Raw genomic sequence first — 14,358 nt, 5'->3', positions numbered from 1 at the left:
ATGCAAAAGCACGCGACGCGCGAACCGAGTTCGCAAATGCAACTTGACACCTCAGATAGTCGCTCATCCGTCGCCTTCGGCGACACCTTCTCCCACAAGGGGAGAAGGAAAGAGGCGCTAAATCCCCTCGCCATCCACCAGCGGCACGTCGTCGCCTTCCCAGGGGCTCGGCAACGAACCTCGCCCCGCCGTGGGCAGCGGCATCCAGCATCTGAGCTCCGGCTCGGCATACTCGACGACGCGTCCGGGCGATGAATCCGACGCCCGCCAGCCTTCCTCGCCGAACTGGTCGGCGCGCGACCAGTAGGCCATGTCGACCTCGGCCGGTCCCTGTTCGGACGAGCGCACCGTCACCAGGATGCGACTGCCGTCCCGCGGCGCGCTCGCCATGTTGCGCCAGTGGTCGGTCTCGTCCATGTGGTCTCCTCCCAAGAAGCTTCGTGGCAATAGTCGCCGCCCGCCGGGGAGGGGTCAACCCGAACTTGGCGCGAGACAGAAATATCGTTCACAGCTAATATGTTCGCCGACCGCAATCGGACGGACGACCATGGACGAAGGGTTGCCTCAAGCCACCCGTCTCGGGCCGGTCCATCTCAGGGTGACCGACATCCCGGCTGCCTTGATCGTCTGGCGCGACACGCTCGGATTGGCGGTCCTCGGCGAGGATGCCGCCACGGCGGAGCTCGGCGCCGGTGGGCGGAAGCTTATCGTGCTTCACGCCGGAGCGCGGATCGCCTTGCCGCAGAAATCGCGCGATCTCTTCCATGTCGCCATCCATGTGACGAGCCGCCGCGACCTCGCCCACACCGCCGCCCGGCTTAAGGCGTCCGGCTTGCGCTACAGCGCCCAGGACCACCTGGTTTCGGAATCGCTCTACGTTTCCGACCCGTCCGGCAACGGCATCGAGATCTGCTTCGACACGCCGGAACGCTGTCTGCGCCGCGAGGTGTCGGCCGATGGCCGCGTGGCGCTGATCGGCACCGACGGCAGCGCGCATTCCGGGCTCGAGCCGCTCCATCTCCCGGGCCTTTTGCGCGACCTCGGCAATTCCGGCCATGTCGAGCAGAGGATGGCGAAGAACGCCTTCATCGGCCACATCCATATGCGCGCCCGCGCGCCGGAAGAACTGATGGAATTCTATGTCGGTGTGCTCGGCTTCCGCCCGCACATCCAGTCGAGAAGTTTCGGCATGTTCGACTGCGGCACCGGGAGCCGGCCGCATATGGTCGCCTTCAACATCTGGGCGCGTGACGAGCTGCGCGAGCCGCCGCCGGGTGCCGCCGGCCTCGACCATTTCACGGTTGAGCTTGCATCGGTCGAGGAGCTGGCTGCGCTGGAACGCAGGCTCGATGCCGCCAACCTGCCGCCGAAAAAGATCGGCGGTGCCGTGGAGACCGCGGACCCGGAAGGCAATCGCTTGCGGTTCGTGCTTCGGGAAGGTTGATCGCGCCGCAGCGGACGATTGGGGAAGACAAGTGGGAGGAGGGGAGAATGACCATCAGGGTGATAGGAACCGGCTTCGGCCGCACCGTCACGGATTCGATGCGCGAGGCGCTGACCATGCTCGGCTTCGGCCCGTGCCATCACATGTCGGAGGTCATGGCGCATGCGGAGCAGAAGCGGCTCTGGCGAGCGCTCGCCCAAGGCGCCGCGCCGGATTGGGATCGGCTGTTTGCCGGTTATAAATCCTGCGTCGACTGGCCCTCGGTGCATTACTGGCGCGAGCTGATCGAGGCCTACCCCGAGGCGCGCGTCATCCTCACCTGGCGCTCGCCGGAAAGCTGGTGGGAGAGTTTCGCAAAAACCATCCTGCCGGCCGTCATTGACAGCCAGGATCAGGAGTCGTTGGGCGTCGCCCTTGTCACGAAGCAGGTTTTCGGCGGCCGTCCGCAGGACCGCACGCATGCGATTGCCGTCTATGAGGCCAATATCGAAGCGGTGCTGAAGACGGTGCCGGCCGAGCGCCTGCTGGTTCACAAGCTGGGCGACGGCTGGGCGCCGCTCTGCGCCCATCTCGGCGTTCCGGTGCCGGACGAGCCCTATCCCAACCGCAACACCACGAAGGAGTTCCGGACGGCGCTTTCGTTGAATTGAAGGGAAGGGAGGGGAATAGGGGAAAAAGGTATTGGCATCCGATGTGCGGAGTTCACGAAGTCTGATCTTCCCTACTCCCCTACTCCCCTACTCCCCTATTTCCGTTCCGCAGGAAGGAACACCACCATGACGAGCCATTTGGACACCACCTTCCTGACCGCCTCGCAACTGGCGGCGGCGATCCGCGAGGAGAAGGTCGGCGCTGTCGAGGCGATGGAGGCGCAGCTTGCCCGCATCGCTGTCGTCAACCCGCTGCTCAACGCCATCGTCACCCTCGACGAGGAGGCGGCCCGCGCCGGAGCGAAGGCCGCGGATATGGCGGTCGCGCGCGGCGAGGCCGTCGGTCCGCTCAACGGTGTGCCGGTCACGCTGAAGGACGGCCATGCCACAGCCGGCATGCGCACCACCGTCGGTTTGGAAGCCTTTGCCGATCATGTCCCGCCGATGGACAGCACGATTGCCGCGCGGCTGCGCAAGGCCGGCGCTATCATCATCGGCAAGACCAACGTGCCGCCCCGGCTGCGCGACCTGCAGACCGACAATCCGATCTTCGGCCGCACCGTCAATCCGTGGGACGTTACCCGCACATCCGGCGGCTCCAGCGGCGGCGCGGCGGCCGCGGTCGCCGCCGGGCTGGTGCCGCTCGAGATCGGCAGCGATGCCGGCGGCTCGATCCGGATGCCGGCGCATCTGTGCGGCGTCTATGGCTTCAAGCCGACGCAGGCGACGGTGCCGATCACCGGCAGCTACGCCGATCCGCCCGACATGCCGCGCAGCTTCCGCCTGCTGTTCGACATCGGGCCTTTGGCCCGCGACGTCGACGATCTCATCCTGGCCCACCGCATCATCGCCGGCGCCGACGGTCTCGACACCGAAGTGCCGCCGGTAGCGACGGACGAGGCGCCGGAGCCGTCGCTGGGCAAGCTCAGGGTTGCCTTCGCGCCCGAATTTCCCGGAGTGCCGACCGCGCTCGACATCGCCGACGCGATCGCCGGCTTCGCGGGTGCCATCGAGGTCGGCGGCGCGCGGGTAGGGCAGGCATTGCCGCAGCACGATTTCGCCGCCGAGCGGGCGCTGTTTTCCGATCTCATCACCTGGTATTCGCAGGTCTTCCGGCAGCCGCGCGAAACCTCGCCCTCGCTGGCCGCCTATCTCGAGGCGCTCAACCGGCGCGACGAATTCATCGCTGCCTGGGAGCGCTTCTTCGACGGGTGGGACGTGCTGGTCTGCCCGGCGATGATGTGCACGGCCTTCCGCCACCGCGAGATGGGGGCGCCGATCCCCGTCGACGGCGTCGAGACGCCCTACTGGAGCGCGCTCAGCCATGCCTGCCGCTTCAACCTGACCGGGCATCCGGCCGCCGTCATTCCGATCGGTGTCGACGGGGAGGGCCTGCCGATCGGCGCCCAACTGGTCGGCCGCCGCCATTCGGACATGAAGCTGCTGGCCGTGGCGAAAGCGCTGGCGCGTCTCACCGACGGTTTCGTCAGGCCACCGGGATTGTGAGCGCGTGGAAACGGCGGGCTGCCTGAAAGACCAAGGGCCGCCGCCCCAGGCTCACACATGCACGTCGCCGAACGACAGTTCGCCGTCGTCGGCGCGTATCAGAAAGGCGGCGGCAAGCATCGCGAGATAGAACACGATGACGCCGCAGACCACCACGACGCCCGGGATGGGACCGAGCGTCGCCACGCGAAAGGTGTCGAGCAGCGAGGCGCTGAAGCCGATCGGCGAGCCTTCGCGCTGCAGGCTGGGCGTGGTGATCTTCAACACCCAGGCAAGCATCAGGATCGTGTACATGAAGACGTAGTTTCGGCGCAGCCTCCGGACCAGCGCCGCGCGCTGCGAGATGAGGAAGCGCGGCGAGCGCAGGCCTTCGCCGAGGATGGCGAGCCAGTTGGAGGCGAAGTCCGGCTGCGGCGAAAAAATCTGCGCGAAGTAATAGCGCTCGAACTGACGCACCCGCGCCCGATAGACGTCGAAGAACCGGTAGCGCCGCGCTTCGATCCATAGAAGCAGCGTGATGAGCAGCATGGCGAAGAGCAGCACGCCGTGATGCGCCGAAGGCGTCGACAGCGACACGGACAGCATCGCCGCCACCACGGTGATTGCCCAATTGCTGGTGCGGTCGAGCCGGTCGCGCCAACCCGCCATGCGCGCGATCTCGGCGCGGTGGAAATGCGACATGGTGGTTGCGAATTCGGAGGAAGTGAGCTTCAGCGCGAACGCATCGGAGCCTCTAGGCGGCGCCGCTGCTTCGGCTGGCTTTACGGTCTGGACCTGCGACATCCCCTTGCCACGTGCCTCCCGCCGTGGCCGGCCGTTGAGCCGGCCACACCCCATATAGCACAATGTGGGGCCGGCAGAAATGTTCCTGCTGACGCTCTCCGACGGAAGCTCTTATGCGCTCAGCCAGACCCGTTCGGCCACTCGATGATCGCTGAGCAGGAAGTTGGGGTTGGGAACGAAACCCCTTACCTCCTGGCGCGCCGCGTCGATCCAACTGGCGAAGGCCGGGATGATGGTCGGGCACTCGTCATGGATCATCTGCTGCAGCTCGAAATAGACCTCGCGGCGTTTTGCCGGATCGGCCAATGAGCGCGACTCCGTCAGCTTTCTGTCGAAGCTGTCGTTCTTCCAATGCGTTTCGTTCCACGGCGCGCCCGAGGCGTAGACGGAGGAAAACATCATGCTCGCCGACGGCCGCCCCGCCCAGAAGGAAGCCACCCATGGCTTCTTCAGCCACACGTCGCTCCAGTAGCCGTCGTCGGGCTCGCGCTTGACATTGATGGTGATGCCGGCGGGCTTGGCCGATTGCGCGAAAAGCTCGGCCGTGTTGACGGCCTGCTCGAACGCCACGGGGGCGGCGTGCAGTTCGAGCGTAAGATCGCTCTTGCCGGCTTTCTTGAGGTGGAAACGGGCCTTGTCGGGATCGTAGCCGCGCTGCGCGATGTTCGGATTGAAGCTCGGATCGCTGGCAGCGATCGGATGATCGTTGCCGACCCGTCCGAAGCCGGCCATCAGCAGCTTCACCATCTGCTCACGGTCGAGCGCGTGCTTGAGCGCCAGCACGACATCGGGGCTGTTGAACGGCTCCTTCGTGGCGTCCATCGGCAGCGAGAAATGCTGCTTGCCTTCGGTGACCAGCAGATAGGCGCGCGGGTCCTTCTTGAGCAGCGGTGCGATCTTGTAGTCGATGCCGTTGACGATGTGCACCGAGCCGCCTTGAAGAGCCGAGACGCGCGCCGCGGCGTCGTTGATCACCACCGACTCGACCGTATCGACATGGCCGCGATCGCTGCGCCAGTAGGTCTCGTTGCGTGCGGCCGTGGCGTGCACGCCCGGCTGGAAGGCGGTGAGCTTGAACGGACCGGTGCCGACCGCTTTCGACCAGTCGGCGAAGCCTGCCGGCACCATTGCGAAATGCAGATCCGACAGCACATAATCCATATCGGGATTTGACGATTTGAGCAGGATCTCGACTTGCGTCTGCCCGGCCTGAGATTGAGGATCCAGCGCTTGTTGCCGTGGCTGGCTTCCCAGCTTGCCGCGAGCTCCGGCGCCGGCTTGCCGTCATCGCCGATCTCCACCAGCGTGTTGTAGACCTGGCGCGACACGTTGATGGAAAAAGTGCCGATCAGCTGCGTGGGGTCCAGCGTGTCGGCGGAGCTGCCGCCGTTGAGGCCAAGGCGCAGCGCGCCGCCCTTGCGCGGTATGTGGAAACGCCGCCGTGGCGAAGGCAGCCGCAGCGGCCGTCTTGATGAAGCTGCGGCGGTTCATGCTGTCCAGGCTCGAGAAGACGCTTCTGTCGTTCATGTCATTCTCCCATTGGTTCAATAGGCGCCAAGGACTTCGTTGACCATCAGCGGCTGTGGCGGCAGGCGCCGGTCGAGAACCGCGCTCAGCGCGCGCGCCTGCGCGCCGAGTGCTCGCTCGGGAAACAGGTTCCAGTGCTCCCGGGGGTCTTCGCGAAGATCGAACAGCTCCCCCCACGCCGGCTGGTTGGGATAGCGGGTGAACCGCCACTCCTTGGAGATGATCGACTGGTTGTAGAGGCAGGGGTCACGTCGCGGATGATATTCACCGAACAGGAAGTCGCGGACGTCGGCGACCCGGCCGTCGATCAGCGGCTTGAGATCGGTGCCGTCGGTCGCGGGCGCCGGCAGGCCGAGCAGCGATGCGATGGTCGCGAACAGGTCGAGGTGGCTGGTCAGCGCATCGAGGCTTGTTCCGGCGCGGATGCCTGGACCGCTAAGAACCAGCGGGACCTGCAGCAGTTGTCGGTAGGGCGGTGGCCCCTTGCGCAGCAGCCCGTGGTCGCCGAGCAACTCGCCATGATCGGCGGTAAACAGCACGAAGCTGTCGTCGAGCACGCCAACGTCGTCCAGTGCGACGAGCAGCCGCCCGACGGCATCGTCGATCATCTGGATCATGCCATGCGTGTGGGCGATTGCGATGGCCAGCGTTTCGTCGGAGATATCGTCGGTGCGCAGGAGGAAGCCCTGCTCGCGCGGCTGCTCGCCGGAGGCGATGTAGGGCACTTTGGTCGGATCGTCGCCTTCGCCGAGGTAGGCCGGCATCCGCTCCAGCTCGCCCGCCCGGATGGTCGGCGTGGGCATCAGCTCCGGTCGGAACAGGTCGCAATAGGGCCGGGGCGGGGCGAAGGGGTGGTGCGGGTCCGGAAACGAGACGAACAAGCCGAACGGCTCTGCCTGCTTGCCCTGGCGCTCGATGAAGTCGATCGCCCGATCCGCGATCCAACTGGTGTAGTGCAACTCGGGCGGCACCGCGCTTTTCCAGACTTCGTTCAGATCCGCCCGGCTGTCGGGACTGGCGTCGGGCTCGTAGAGGTCCACCACTTCGGGGTGGTTGCGCTTGAGCCAGGCGGCGTAGTGGCCGGCGCGAGTGGCTTCGTTGGTTTCGCCCATGACGAGGTCGACGGCATCGAAGCCGAAATAGGGACCGTGCCAGTCCTCGCAGCCCGGCCTTTCCCAATAGGCAAGCGATTCCGGCATGTCGCGTTCGACGGGCGCGAGCAGTGGCTGAAAGTGCAGCTTTCCGACGCCTTTTGTGGCGTATCCGGCAAGCGACAGCGCCTGCCACAGATTAGGGAGCCGATCGTCGAGCGCCACGCCGTTGCGCCACAATCCGTGATGGCGTGGATAGAGCCCTGTTGCCATGGTCGCTCGGCTTGGCGAGCAAATCTGGTTAGGCGTGAAATGCCGATGGAAGGTTGCGCCGCGCGCGGCGATGCGGTCGATGTTTGCGGTATGGGCGACGCGGTTGCCGGTGACCGAGAGCGCGTCGTAGCGCATCTGGTCGGCACAGATGAAGATGACATTGGCTCGCTTCACGACGGCTCCGTCCGTTTCTGCCAAGCTTGCAGCTAGGGCCCGAAACGCAGCGAAATCAAAGATCAAGATTTTGGTCCGGTATGTGCTAATCCTATACCGGGAGGAAGAGATGCGTTTTTCCGGGCTCAGCGTTCGTCAACTGGAGGCCTTCGAGGCAACGATGGTGGCCGGCTCCGTGTCGGGCGCTGCGATCGCGCTCAACGTCTCGCAGCCGAGCGTCAGCCGGCTGCTGCAGGAGCTGGAGATCGACACCGGCCTCAGCCTGTTCGATCGATCGCACGGTCGGCTGGTTCCGACCGAGCAGGGCCTGCTGTTCTACGGCGAGGTCGGCAAGACCTTTCATGGCGCGCGCAATCTGATCATGGCGGCGCAGGAAGATCAGGGAACTGAAGCGCGGCGTCGTGCGCATCGGCACGCTGGCGGCGATGTCCTTCAACATCGTGCCGGATGCGATCCAGCAGCTTCGGACGCGCCTTCCGGAGGCAAGGACCACCATCGCGGTGCGCAGCTCGACGGAGATCGTCTCCTCCGTCGCCTCGCGCCTGACCGACGTCGGCCTGGTGGACGCGGGCGTTTCTTTCCTGGACGCCAAATGCGTCGCCACTTTCGAACGCAATAGCGTCTGTGTCATGGACCAGAAGCATCCGCTCGCCGAGAGCGAACGGGTCCGGCTGGAGGATTTTTCCCGCTATCCGTTCGTATCGCTGGGCGAGCTCTATTTCCGGCGCAGCCGCGACGGCGCGAGGCTGCTCGAAGTGACCGCGGCCAACACCGTCGCCGACATCTTCCAGTCGTTCTTGGCTTTGCGCTGGTCAGGCGCGGCCCCTCGCTGGCTGTGGTCGATCCGTTCACTGCAGGCTTCTATTCCGAGTTCGGACTGGCACTCAGGCCAATCCAGTTCGACATTCCGTTTCGCATCTCGATCATCGTCAATGATCGGTCGGCGACGGGGGCGGCGGCCAGCAAGGTCATCGAGGCGATGACCGATCTGATCGGCCGTTAATCATCATTGCCGGTCGCCAGCCGTGGATCCTGCCTATCGCTGAGCGGCTGATATGGGAAACGGCACCACTTCGGCCTCGGGCCGGGCATAGAGGGCGGTCGCGACCGCCTCGATCACAAGGTCGAGCGCCGCAAGCGCCGTGCGGCTGGTCTCATCGTCGCCGCGCAGATAGTGGCAGGCCCTGTCGAGGTGCAGGTGGGCGGCGGCAAAGTCGCTTTTCATTAGCTTCTCCTTATTGCCCCGCCGTGCTGCGACCATGCGTGAGTCGCTTTACCGACAAGCAAAGATCGGCGGCGGCATTTGAATCGAATTGTACGCGAGGCCGAAGCTGCTTGAGAGAGGCGGCCGGCGCCGGAGTTGCCACTCTCTCGCGTTGTGAAGGAGACGTTCGGCAGGGCCGAGGGGGCGCTGTCCCGCCGGCATCCCAGCCCTTGCAGGCACCTCCATCACGGTTAAAAGTGGCCTGCTTTGGAGATAGGTTGAATCGACGTTGGCTCTCCACGGCGCCCCCTCCGTCCTGCCGGACATCACCCCCACAACGGGAGAGAGTGGCAGTTCCACCGCCGTGCAACCGATGCATGTGCGAAACCGTTGTGGGGAGGATAATCGAGGGGTGCGGCAATTGTCCTTCATGCCCAACCGGCGACGGCCGGTTTCTCTCGCGCTTGCGGCGGCGGCGCTTGCATCGATGCCGGCCGCCGCCTTCGCCGCCGAAAAAACCGGCATGTCGAGCGAAGGCATCTTCGTTCTCGAAGTCATTTTGCTGCTCGTCGTCGGCCGAGGCATCGGCGAATTGCTGGAGCGCCTCGGCCAGCCGGCGGTGATGGGACAGCTGATCGGCGGCATCCTGCTCGGGCCCTCGCTGCTCGGCTGGCTGTGGCCCGCGGCCGAGCGGCTGGTCTTTGCCGGCGATGCCGCGCAGAAGTCGATGATCAACGCCATCGCCCAGTTCGGCGTGCTGATGCTTCTGCTGCTGACCGGCATGGAGACGGACCTGAGGCTGGTGCGCCGCGTCGGCCGCGCCTGCTTTTCCATCTCCGCCACCGGCGTCGCCGTGCCTTTCGCACTCGGCTTCGTGGCCGCGCAGTTCATGCCGGCCTCGCTGCTCGCCACCGGCAGCGAGCGCATCGTCTCCGGCCTGTTCCTGGGCACGGCGCTTTCGATCTCCTCGGTCAAGATCGTCGCCATGGTGGTGCGCGAGATGAACTTCATGCGCCGCGACCTCGGCCAGATCATCGTCTCCTCGGCCATCATCGAGGACACGATCGGCTGGGTGATCATCGCCATCACCATCGGCATCGCCACGCATGGCCGCATCGAGCTCGCCAGCCTCGCCTTCACGCTCGCCGGCGTCGCCGCCTTCATGGCCTTTTCCTTCACGCTCGGCCGCCGCATCGTCTTCGATGCCATCCGCTGGACCAACGACACCTTCCGCTCGGAATACGCAGTGGTCACCGTCATCCTCGCCATCATGGGCGGCATGGCGCTGGTTACCGACTTGATCGGCGTGCATACGGTGCTTGGTGCCTTCGTCGCCGGCATATTGGTCGGCGAGTCGCCGATCCTGTCGCGTCACATCGAGGGGCAATTGCGCGGCGTGATCACGGCACTCTTCATGCCGGTCTTCTTCGGCGTCGCCGGTCTCTCAGCCGACCTGACAGTGCTCGTCGATCCCGAGCTTGCACTGCTCACCGTGGCGCTGGTGGCGATCGCCAGCCTCGGCAAGTTCGGCGGCGCCTTCATCGGCGCGGAGGTCGCGGGCATGAGCCGCAGCGAGGGCATTGCCGTCGGCTGCGGCATGAATGCGCGAGGCTCGACCGAGGTCATCGTCGCCTCGATCGGTCTGTCGATCGGCGTGATCTCGCACACGCTTTTCACCATGATCGTCACCATGGCCGTCATCACCACCTTGGCCATGCCGCCGACGCTGCGCTGGGCGCTGGGGCGGCTGCCGATGGGGGAGGCGGAAAAGAAAAGGCTGGAGCGCGAGGAGGTCGACCAGCGCGGCTTCATCACCAATCTGGAGCGGCTGCTGGTGGTGGTCGACGAGGGCGTCGTCGGCCGCTTCGCCGCCTACCTCGCCGGTGTCATCGGAGCCGGCAAGCCGACGACCGTGCTCCGTACAAGCGGCGAAAGCGAAGCCGACCCCGTCGAGGCGGCGCATCTGGACGAGATCGAGAAAGGCGCTGAGCAGGGCCGCGAGGCGGCGAAGGAAGCCGACGAGGAGCCCGCGCATGAAGCCCCCCTCACGCGCCGCCCGCATGACGCTCCGCTCTCCGCCGAGGCGGTCGCCAAGGAGGCGCGCAAGGGCTACGGCATGCTGCTCATCGGCCTCGGCCGAGCGGTGACCGCGAAGGGCGGCTTCTCGCGCCGGCTCAACGAGGTCGCGGGCGCCTTCGAGGGCCCGCTCTGCCTAGTGCTTAAGCCGGCCGGCGTCGGCCGGCAGATGCCGCGCCTTGGGCCGGGATCCGGCAGGATCCTGGTGCCGGTCAACGGCACGGCGAATGCGCGCCGCGGCGCGGAACTCGCGCTTGCCGTCGCCTCCGTCACCGGCGCGCCGGTCAAGGTCCTCTATGTCGCGCGTCCGGGTCGCGACGAACCGCGCGACACCGTCTCGCATCGCCGCAGGGAGGCTGTGCTGAAGGACATTGTCGCGCTTGCCGACCGTTATGGCGTCGAGATCGAGACTGCCATCCGCTCGAGGGCCGCCGCCGCCGATGCCATTGCCCGTCAGGCGGGCAGGAACGTGGCGCTGATCGTCATGGGCGTGGCGCGGCGGCCGGGCGAGGAACTCATCTTCGGCGAGACGACGAGCGGCGTGCTGCAGCGCTGCCCATGCCCGGTGATGCTGATCTCCGACGCGCGGCTGCGCCGCGACGACGAGGGCAGGGAGGCGCTGAGGTCAGGTACGGGCACGGGCTGAGGGCAGCTTCGGCCTGACGGTTCCAATGGCTGACGGCCGCACTTCACTTGCCTTCGAAAAAGCGATGGATCGCGGCGTCCAGCTTGCCGATGAGTTCGGCGTTGCGCGTGCTGCCAGCCCAGATCAGCGCATTGAGCCGCATGTCCTTGTTGAGGAAGTTCACCTTGCGGGATTCCAGCAGATATTGCGCGACTTCGAAGTGGCGTCCCTTGATCGCCTCGATGAGCGCGCTGTTGCGTCCCGTCTTGTCGGCGAGATTGACGTCGGCGCCATGCTCGACCAGCAGCTTGACGATATCGAGATGCCCGTTCCTTGCGGCTTCGATGAGCGGCGTCCTGCCGTAATAGTCGGCGCGGGCGTCGATATCGATCTGCGGATGCTTCAGCAGCGCCCGGATACAGGCGAGGTGACCCCTAGCCGCAGCCAGGCTCAATGGTGTGCTCTTCCATTTGTTTCTGCAGTTCACGTCGACCGCCGGGTGGCCGATCAAAGTTTCGAGCACGGCGGTGCGGCCGTTATGCGCCGCGAGGTGCAGGCTTGACCAGCCGTCTTCATCGGTCTGGTTGATATCCGCGCCCGCTGCGAGCTCCGCGCGCGAGGCTTCGGCATCGCCGCTCTCGGCCGCGACCAGCAGGCGGGACCAATTCCTTGTTTCTGCGGCTTCCAGGCCTGTGTCCACTGCAATATTCCCGACCACGGATGGCGCCGGCCCGGCCGGCATTCAGATGCAGCGTCTTCTCTCGCGGAGAGTTTCACACTCGCCGTCGTCGGGCAATGGATTTCGCGTCGGCGGTGCGGGCAACTCGAGGGGAGATGCCGGCAGGGCAGGTCCGAGCGTGGATCGCCGGCGCCCCATGCGACGGAGAGGGGCGTCGGCGCTTGACGCGCCGCGACCCCCTCTGTCGCCTTCGGCGACATCTCCCCCTCGAGGAGGGAGATTCATCTCGCTATGCCATCTGCAGCCGCTGCCGGCTCGGCTGCGGCGGGAAGGCGATCGCGATGCCGGCGGCGCCCAGGCCGACCAGCGCCGAGCCGATGAACAGCCAGGAATAGCTGGCATAGGCGTCGTAGATCATGCCGCCGGCGAGCGGGCCGAACGACATGCCGAGGCTGGAGAGCATGGTGGCGGCGCCGAACACCGTGCCGATGATGCGCGGCCCGAAATATTCGCGTGCCAGCACCGCATAGAGCGGCATGACGCCGCCATAGGTGGCGCCGAAGATGACGGCCAGCACGTAGAACTGCTCGAGCCGGCCGACCGCGAGATAGGCGGCGATCACGGCGGCCTGGATGGCAAGGCCGGTGATCAGCACCGGCTTGACCCCCAGCCGGTCGCCGAGCACGCCGTAGAGCAGGCGTCCGCCAAGGCCGGCAAGGCCCTCGACGCTATAGATCGAGACGGCAGCCATCGGCGCAACGCCGCAGGCCATCGCATAGCTGACCATGTGGAAGATCGGCCCCGAATGCGCCGCGCGCAGCAGGCGAAGAAGGTCATGCCCAGCACCAGGAACTGCGGCGAGCGCAGCGCCTGGCCGACGCTCATGCCGGGGTCGTCGGCGGCACGCGCCGGCATGCCGCCGTCGGCCGCCGCGCCGGCCGCCGGCGGCTGGCGTACCAGGAAGACGGCGGGCAGCAGGAGCACCCAGGCCATGACGCCGATGTCGAACATGGCGGTCCGCCAGTCATAGGCCGAGATCAGCCAGCGGGCGAAGGGCGAGATGGTCATCGGCGCCACTCCCATGCCGGCCGAAACCAGCGACACGGCAAGGCTTCGGTTGGTGTCGAACCAGGCGGTGGTGAGCGCGATCATAGGCGCGAAGAACGCGCTGGCCGCCAGCCCGACGATCACGCCGTAGCTGAGCTGGAAGATCAGCAGCGAGTTGGCGCGGCTCGCCACCACCAGCGCCAGCCCGAGCAGCACCGCGCCGGCAAGCACGACGGGGCGGGCACCGACGCGGTCATAGATCGCGCCCCAGGCGAAGCCGCCGATGCCCATCACCAGAAAATTCAGCGTCATGGCGCTGGAAATGCCGGCGCGCGACCAGCCGGTGTCGATCGACATCGGCTCGAGAAAGATCGCCAGCGAGAACATCGCGCCGAGCGCCACACAGGTCATCAGCGCGCCGGCCGCGACGATGACCCAACGATAGGAAGGATTCATGATTTTCTCCCGTGCCCAACGGCATCCTGTTTGATGCGGCACGGTTTTTCCAGGTCCATCGCGCCGCTTGCGCCCGAAGGACGCCGCTGCGGACACCGATCCTACAATCTGGTTGCATTTTTTATCCGGATTTTTGGGGGATGTTGGCCGATCGCCTTATGCTGGCGTTCCTTCACACCCCCTCTGTCCTGCGGGACTGTCCGACAGGACAGAGGGGGGTGCCTCGCGCCGACCCTCTTTAACTGTCAGCAGTCTTCCGCACCCACATTGACCATGTACCAGGCCCTTCTAGATTGAGCCGCAGCAGTCGGGAGGAGGCAACACGCCATGCAACTATATCGCGGCCGGCTCATCGACCACCTTCATCTGGTGGTGCGCGACGTCAAGGCGAGCCGGCGTTTCTACGGCGCGGTGCTCGAGGTGCTGGGCGTCCCGATCGGCGGCGAGGCCGAGGATTACTTCTGGGCGGACGAACTGTTCGTTTCCAGCGCCGATAGCCGTGCGGCCCAGGGCGTGCTGACCGGCCGTCACCATCTCGCCTTCCAGGCCAAGGACCGCGCCATGGTCGACTCCTTCTACCAAGCGGGCCTCGCCGCCGGCGGCAAGGACAACGGCGCGCCGGGCGAGCGTCCCTACCACCCCGGCTACTACGCCGCCTTCCTGCTCGACCCCGACGGCAGCAACATCGAGGCGGTGTTTCATGGCGAGGCGAAGCGTAGTGCGCCGGCGGTGGAGGTGAGTTTTTAGCGCGGCGGCGGGCGCCGTTATCTCCCCCCTAGCGGCCCCTAGCTAGCGGGGGAGAAAGCGCGACGCACCACCCCCT

13 protein-coding genes and 1 pseudogene are annotated in these 14,358 nt (G+C 66.0%); 7 read left to right on the top strand and 7 right to left on the bottom strand.

Annotated features, from left to right (window positions below; genetic code table 11):
- Positions 1-117 precede the first annotated feature (117 nt).
- On the bottom strand, positions 118-417 hold the full coding sequence (locus P9230_RS19425; RefSeq protein WP_095801415.1) for a hypothetical protein: 300 nt from the start codon (positions 415-417) through the stop codon (positions 118-120).
- Positions 418-547: 130 nt separating this feature from the next.
- Here P9230_RS19425 and P9230_RS19420 point away from each other — a divergent pair, with 130 nt between their 5' ends.
- The 3 genes from P9230_RS19420 to P9230_RS19410 all read left to right on the top strand — a co-directional run bounded on the left by P9230_RS19420 (position 548) and on the right by P9230_RS19410 (position 3,600).
- A complete protein-coding gene (locus P9230_RS19420; RefSeq protein ID WP_067322442.1) occupies positions 548-1,444 on the top strand; it encodes a VOC family protein in 897 nt (298 codons plus the stop codon).
- Positions 1,445-1,491: 47 nt separating this feature from the next.
- Entirely contained in the window at positions 1,492-2,094 is a 603-nt protein-coding gene (locus tag P9230_RS19415; RefSeq protein WP_278120484.1) for a sulfotransferase family protein, read from the top strand.
- A 126-nt stretch (positions 2,095-2,220) separates the two neighbouring features.
- The gene (locus P9230_RS19410; RefSeq protein ID WP_278120482.1) at positions 2,221-3,600 is read left to right on the top strand and encodes an amidase family protein; all 1,380 of its coding nucleotides are present in this window, start codon (positions 2,221-2,223) and stop codon (positions 3,598-3,600) included.
- Positions 3,601-3,651: 51 nt separating this feature from the next.
- Here P9230_RS19410 and P9230_RS19405 read toward each other — a convergent pair whose 3' ends face one another.
- The 3 genes from P9230_RS19405 to P9230_RS19395 all read right to left on the bottom strand — a co-directional run bounded on the left by P9230_RS19405 (position 3,652) and on the right by P9230_RS19395 (position 7,448).
- Entirely contained in the window at positions 3,652-4,383 is a 732-nt protein-coding gene (locus P9230_RS19405; protein ID WP_127246758.1) for a DUF2270 domain-containing protein, read from the bottom strand.
- Between the two features lie 111 nt (positions 4,384-4,494).
- The gene (locus P9230_RS19400) at positions 4,495-5,610 is read right to left on the bottom strand and encodes an ABC transporter substrate-binding protein (protein ID WP_347404003.1); all 1,116 of its coding nucleotides are present in this window, start codon (positions 5,608-5,610) and stop codon (positions 4,495-4,497) included.
- Between the two features lie 317 nt (positions 5,611-5,927).
- Positions 5,928-7,448, bottom strand: a complete 1,521-nt coding sequence (locus tag P9230_RS19395) for a sulfatase-like hydrolase/transferase (RefSeq protein WP_278120479.1) — start codon at positions 7,446-7,448, stop codon at positions 5,928-5,930.
- Between P9230_RS19395 and P9230_RS19390 the strand changes: the two genes are divergently transcribed.
- Both P9230_RS19390 and P9230_RS19385 read left to right on the top strand, forming a co-directional pair.
- Complete coding sequence (locus P9230_RS19390; RefSeq protein ID WP_278120477.1) at positions 7,423-8,067, top strand: LysR family transcriptional regulator; 645 nt, start codon at positions 7,423-7,425, stop codon at positions 8,065-8,067. The two genes, P9230_RS19395 and P9230_RS19390, sit on opposite strands and share 26 nt — an antisense overlap.
- Before the next feature lie 216 nt (positions 8,068-8,283).
- Positions 8,284-8,451, top strand: a complete 168-nt coding sequence (locus P9230_RS19385) for a hypothetical protein (RefSeq protein ID WP_278120475.1) — start codon at positions 8,284-8,286, stop codon at positions 8,449-8,451.
- Positions 8,452-8,484: 33 nt separating this feature from the next.
- Here the strand turns inward: P9230_RS19385 and P9230_RS19380 are convergent, their stop codons facing one another.
- Positions 8,485-8,673: a hypothetical protein gene (locus P9230_RS19380; protein ID WP_067322650.1), complete on the bottom strand. Its 189-nt coding sequence runs from the start codon at positions 8,671-8,673 to the stop codon at positions 8,485-8,487.
- A 391-nt stretch (positions 8,674-9,064) separates the two neighbouring features.
- Here P9230_RS19380 and P9230_RS19375 point away from each other — a divergent pair, with 391 nt between their 5' ends.
- Positions 9,065-11,374, top strand: a complete 2,310-nt coding sequence (locus P9230_RS19375; protein ID WP_278120473.1) for a cation:proton antiporter — start codon at positions 9,065-9,067, stop codon at positions 11,372-11,374.
- 43 nt (positions 11,375-11,417) lie between these two features.
- Here the strand turns inward: P9230_RS19375 and P9230_RS19370 are convergent, their stop codons facing one another.
- Both P9230_RS19370 and P9230_RS19365 read right to left on the bottom strand, forming a co-directional pair.
- A complete protein-coding gene (locus tag P9230_RS19370; RefSeq protein WP_095824673.1) occupies positions 11,418-12,053 on the bottom strand; it encodes an ankyrin repeat domain-containing protein in 636 nt (211 codons plus the stop codon).
- Between the two features lie 268 nt (positions 12,054-12,321).
- A pseudogene (locus tag P9230_RS19365) lies at positions 12,322-13,535 on the bottom strand (MFS transporter).
- 327 nt (positions 13,536-13,862) lie between these two features.
- On the opposite strand from P9230_RS19365, the gene P9230_RS19360 reads away from it, so the two are divergent.
- On the top strand, positions 13,863-14,282 hold the full coding sequence (locus P9230_RS19360; protein WP_127214324.1) for a VOC family protein: 420 nt from the start codon (positions 13,863-13,865) through the stop codon (positions 14,280-14,282).
- The last annotated feature ends 76 nt before the right edge of the window (positions 14,283-14,358 follow it).

It is taken from the genome of Mesorhizobium sp. WSM4887 (genome assembly GCF_029625865.1).
GTDB lineage: Bacteria > Pseudomonadota > Alphaproteobacteria > Rhizobiales > Rhizobiaceae > Mesorhizobium.
This window is presented reverse-complemented; position numbering and strand designations above follow the sequence as displayed.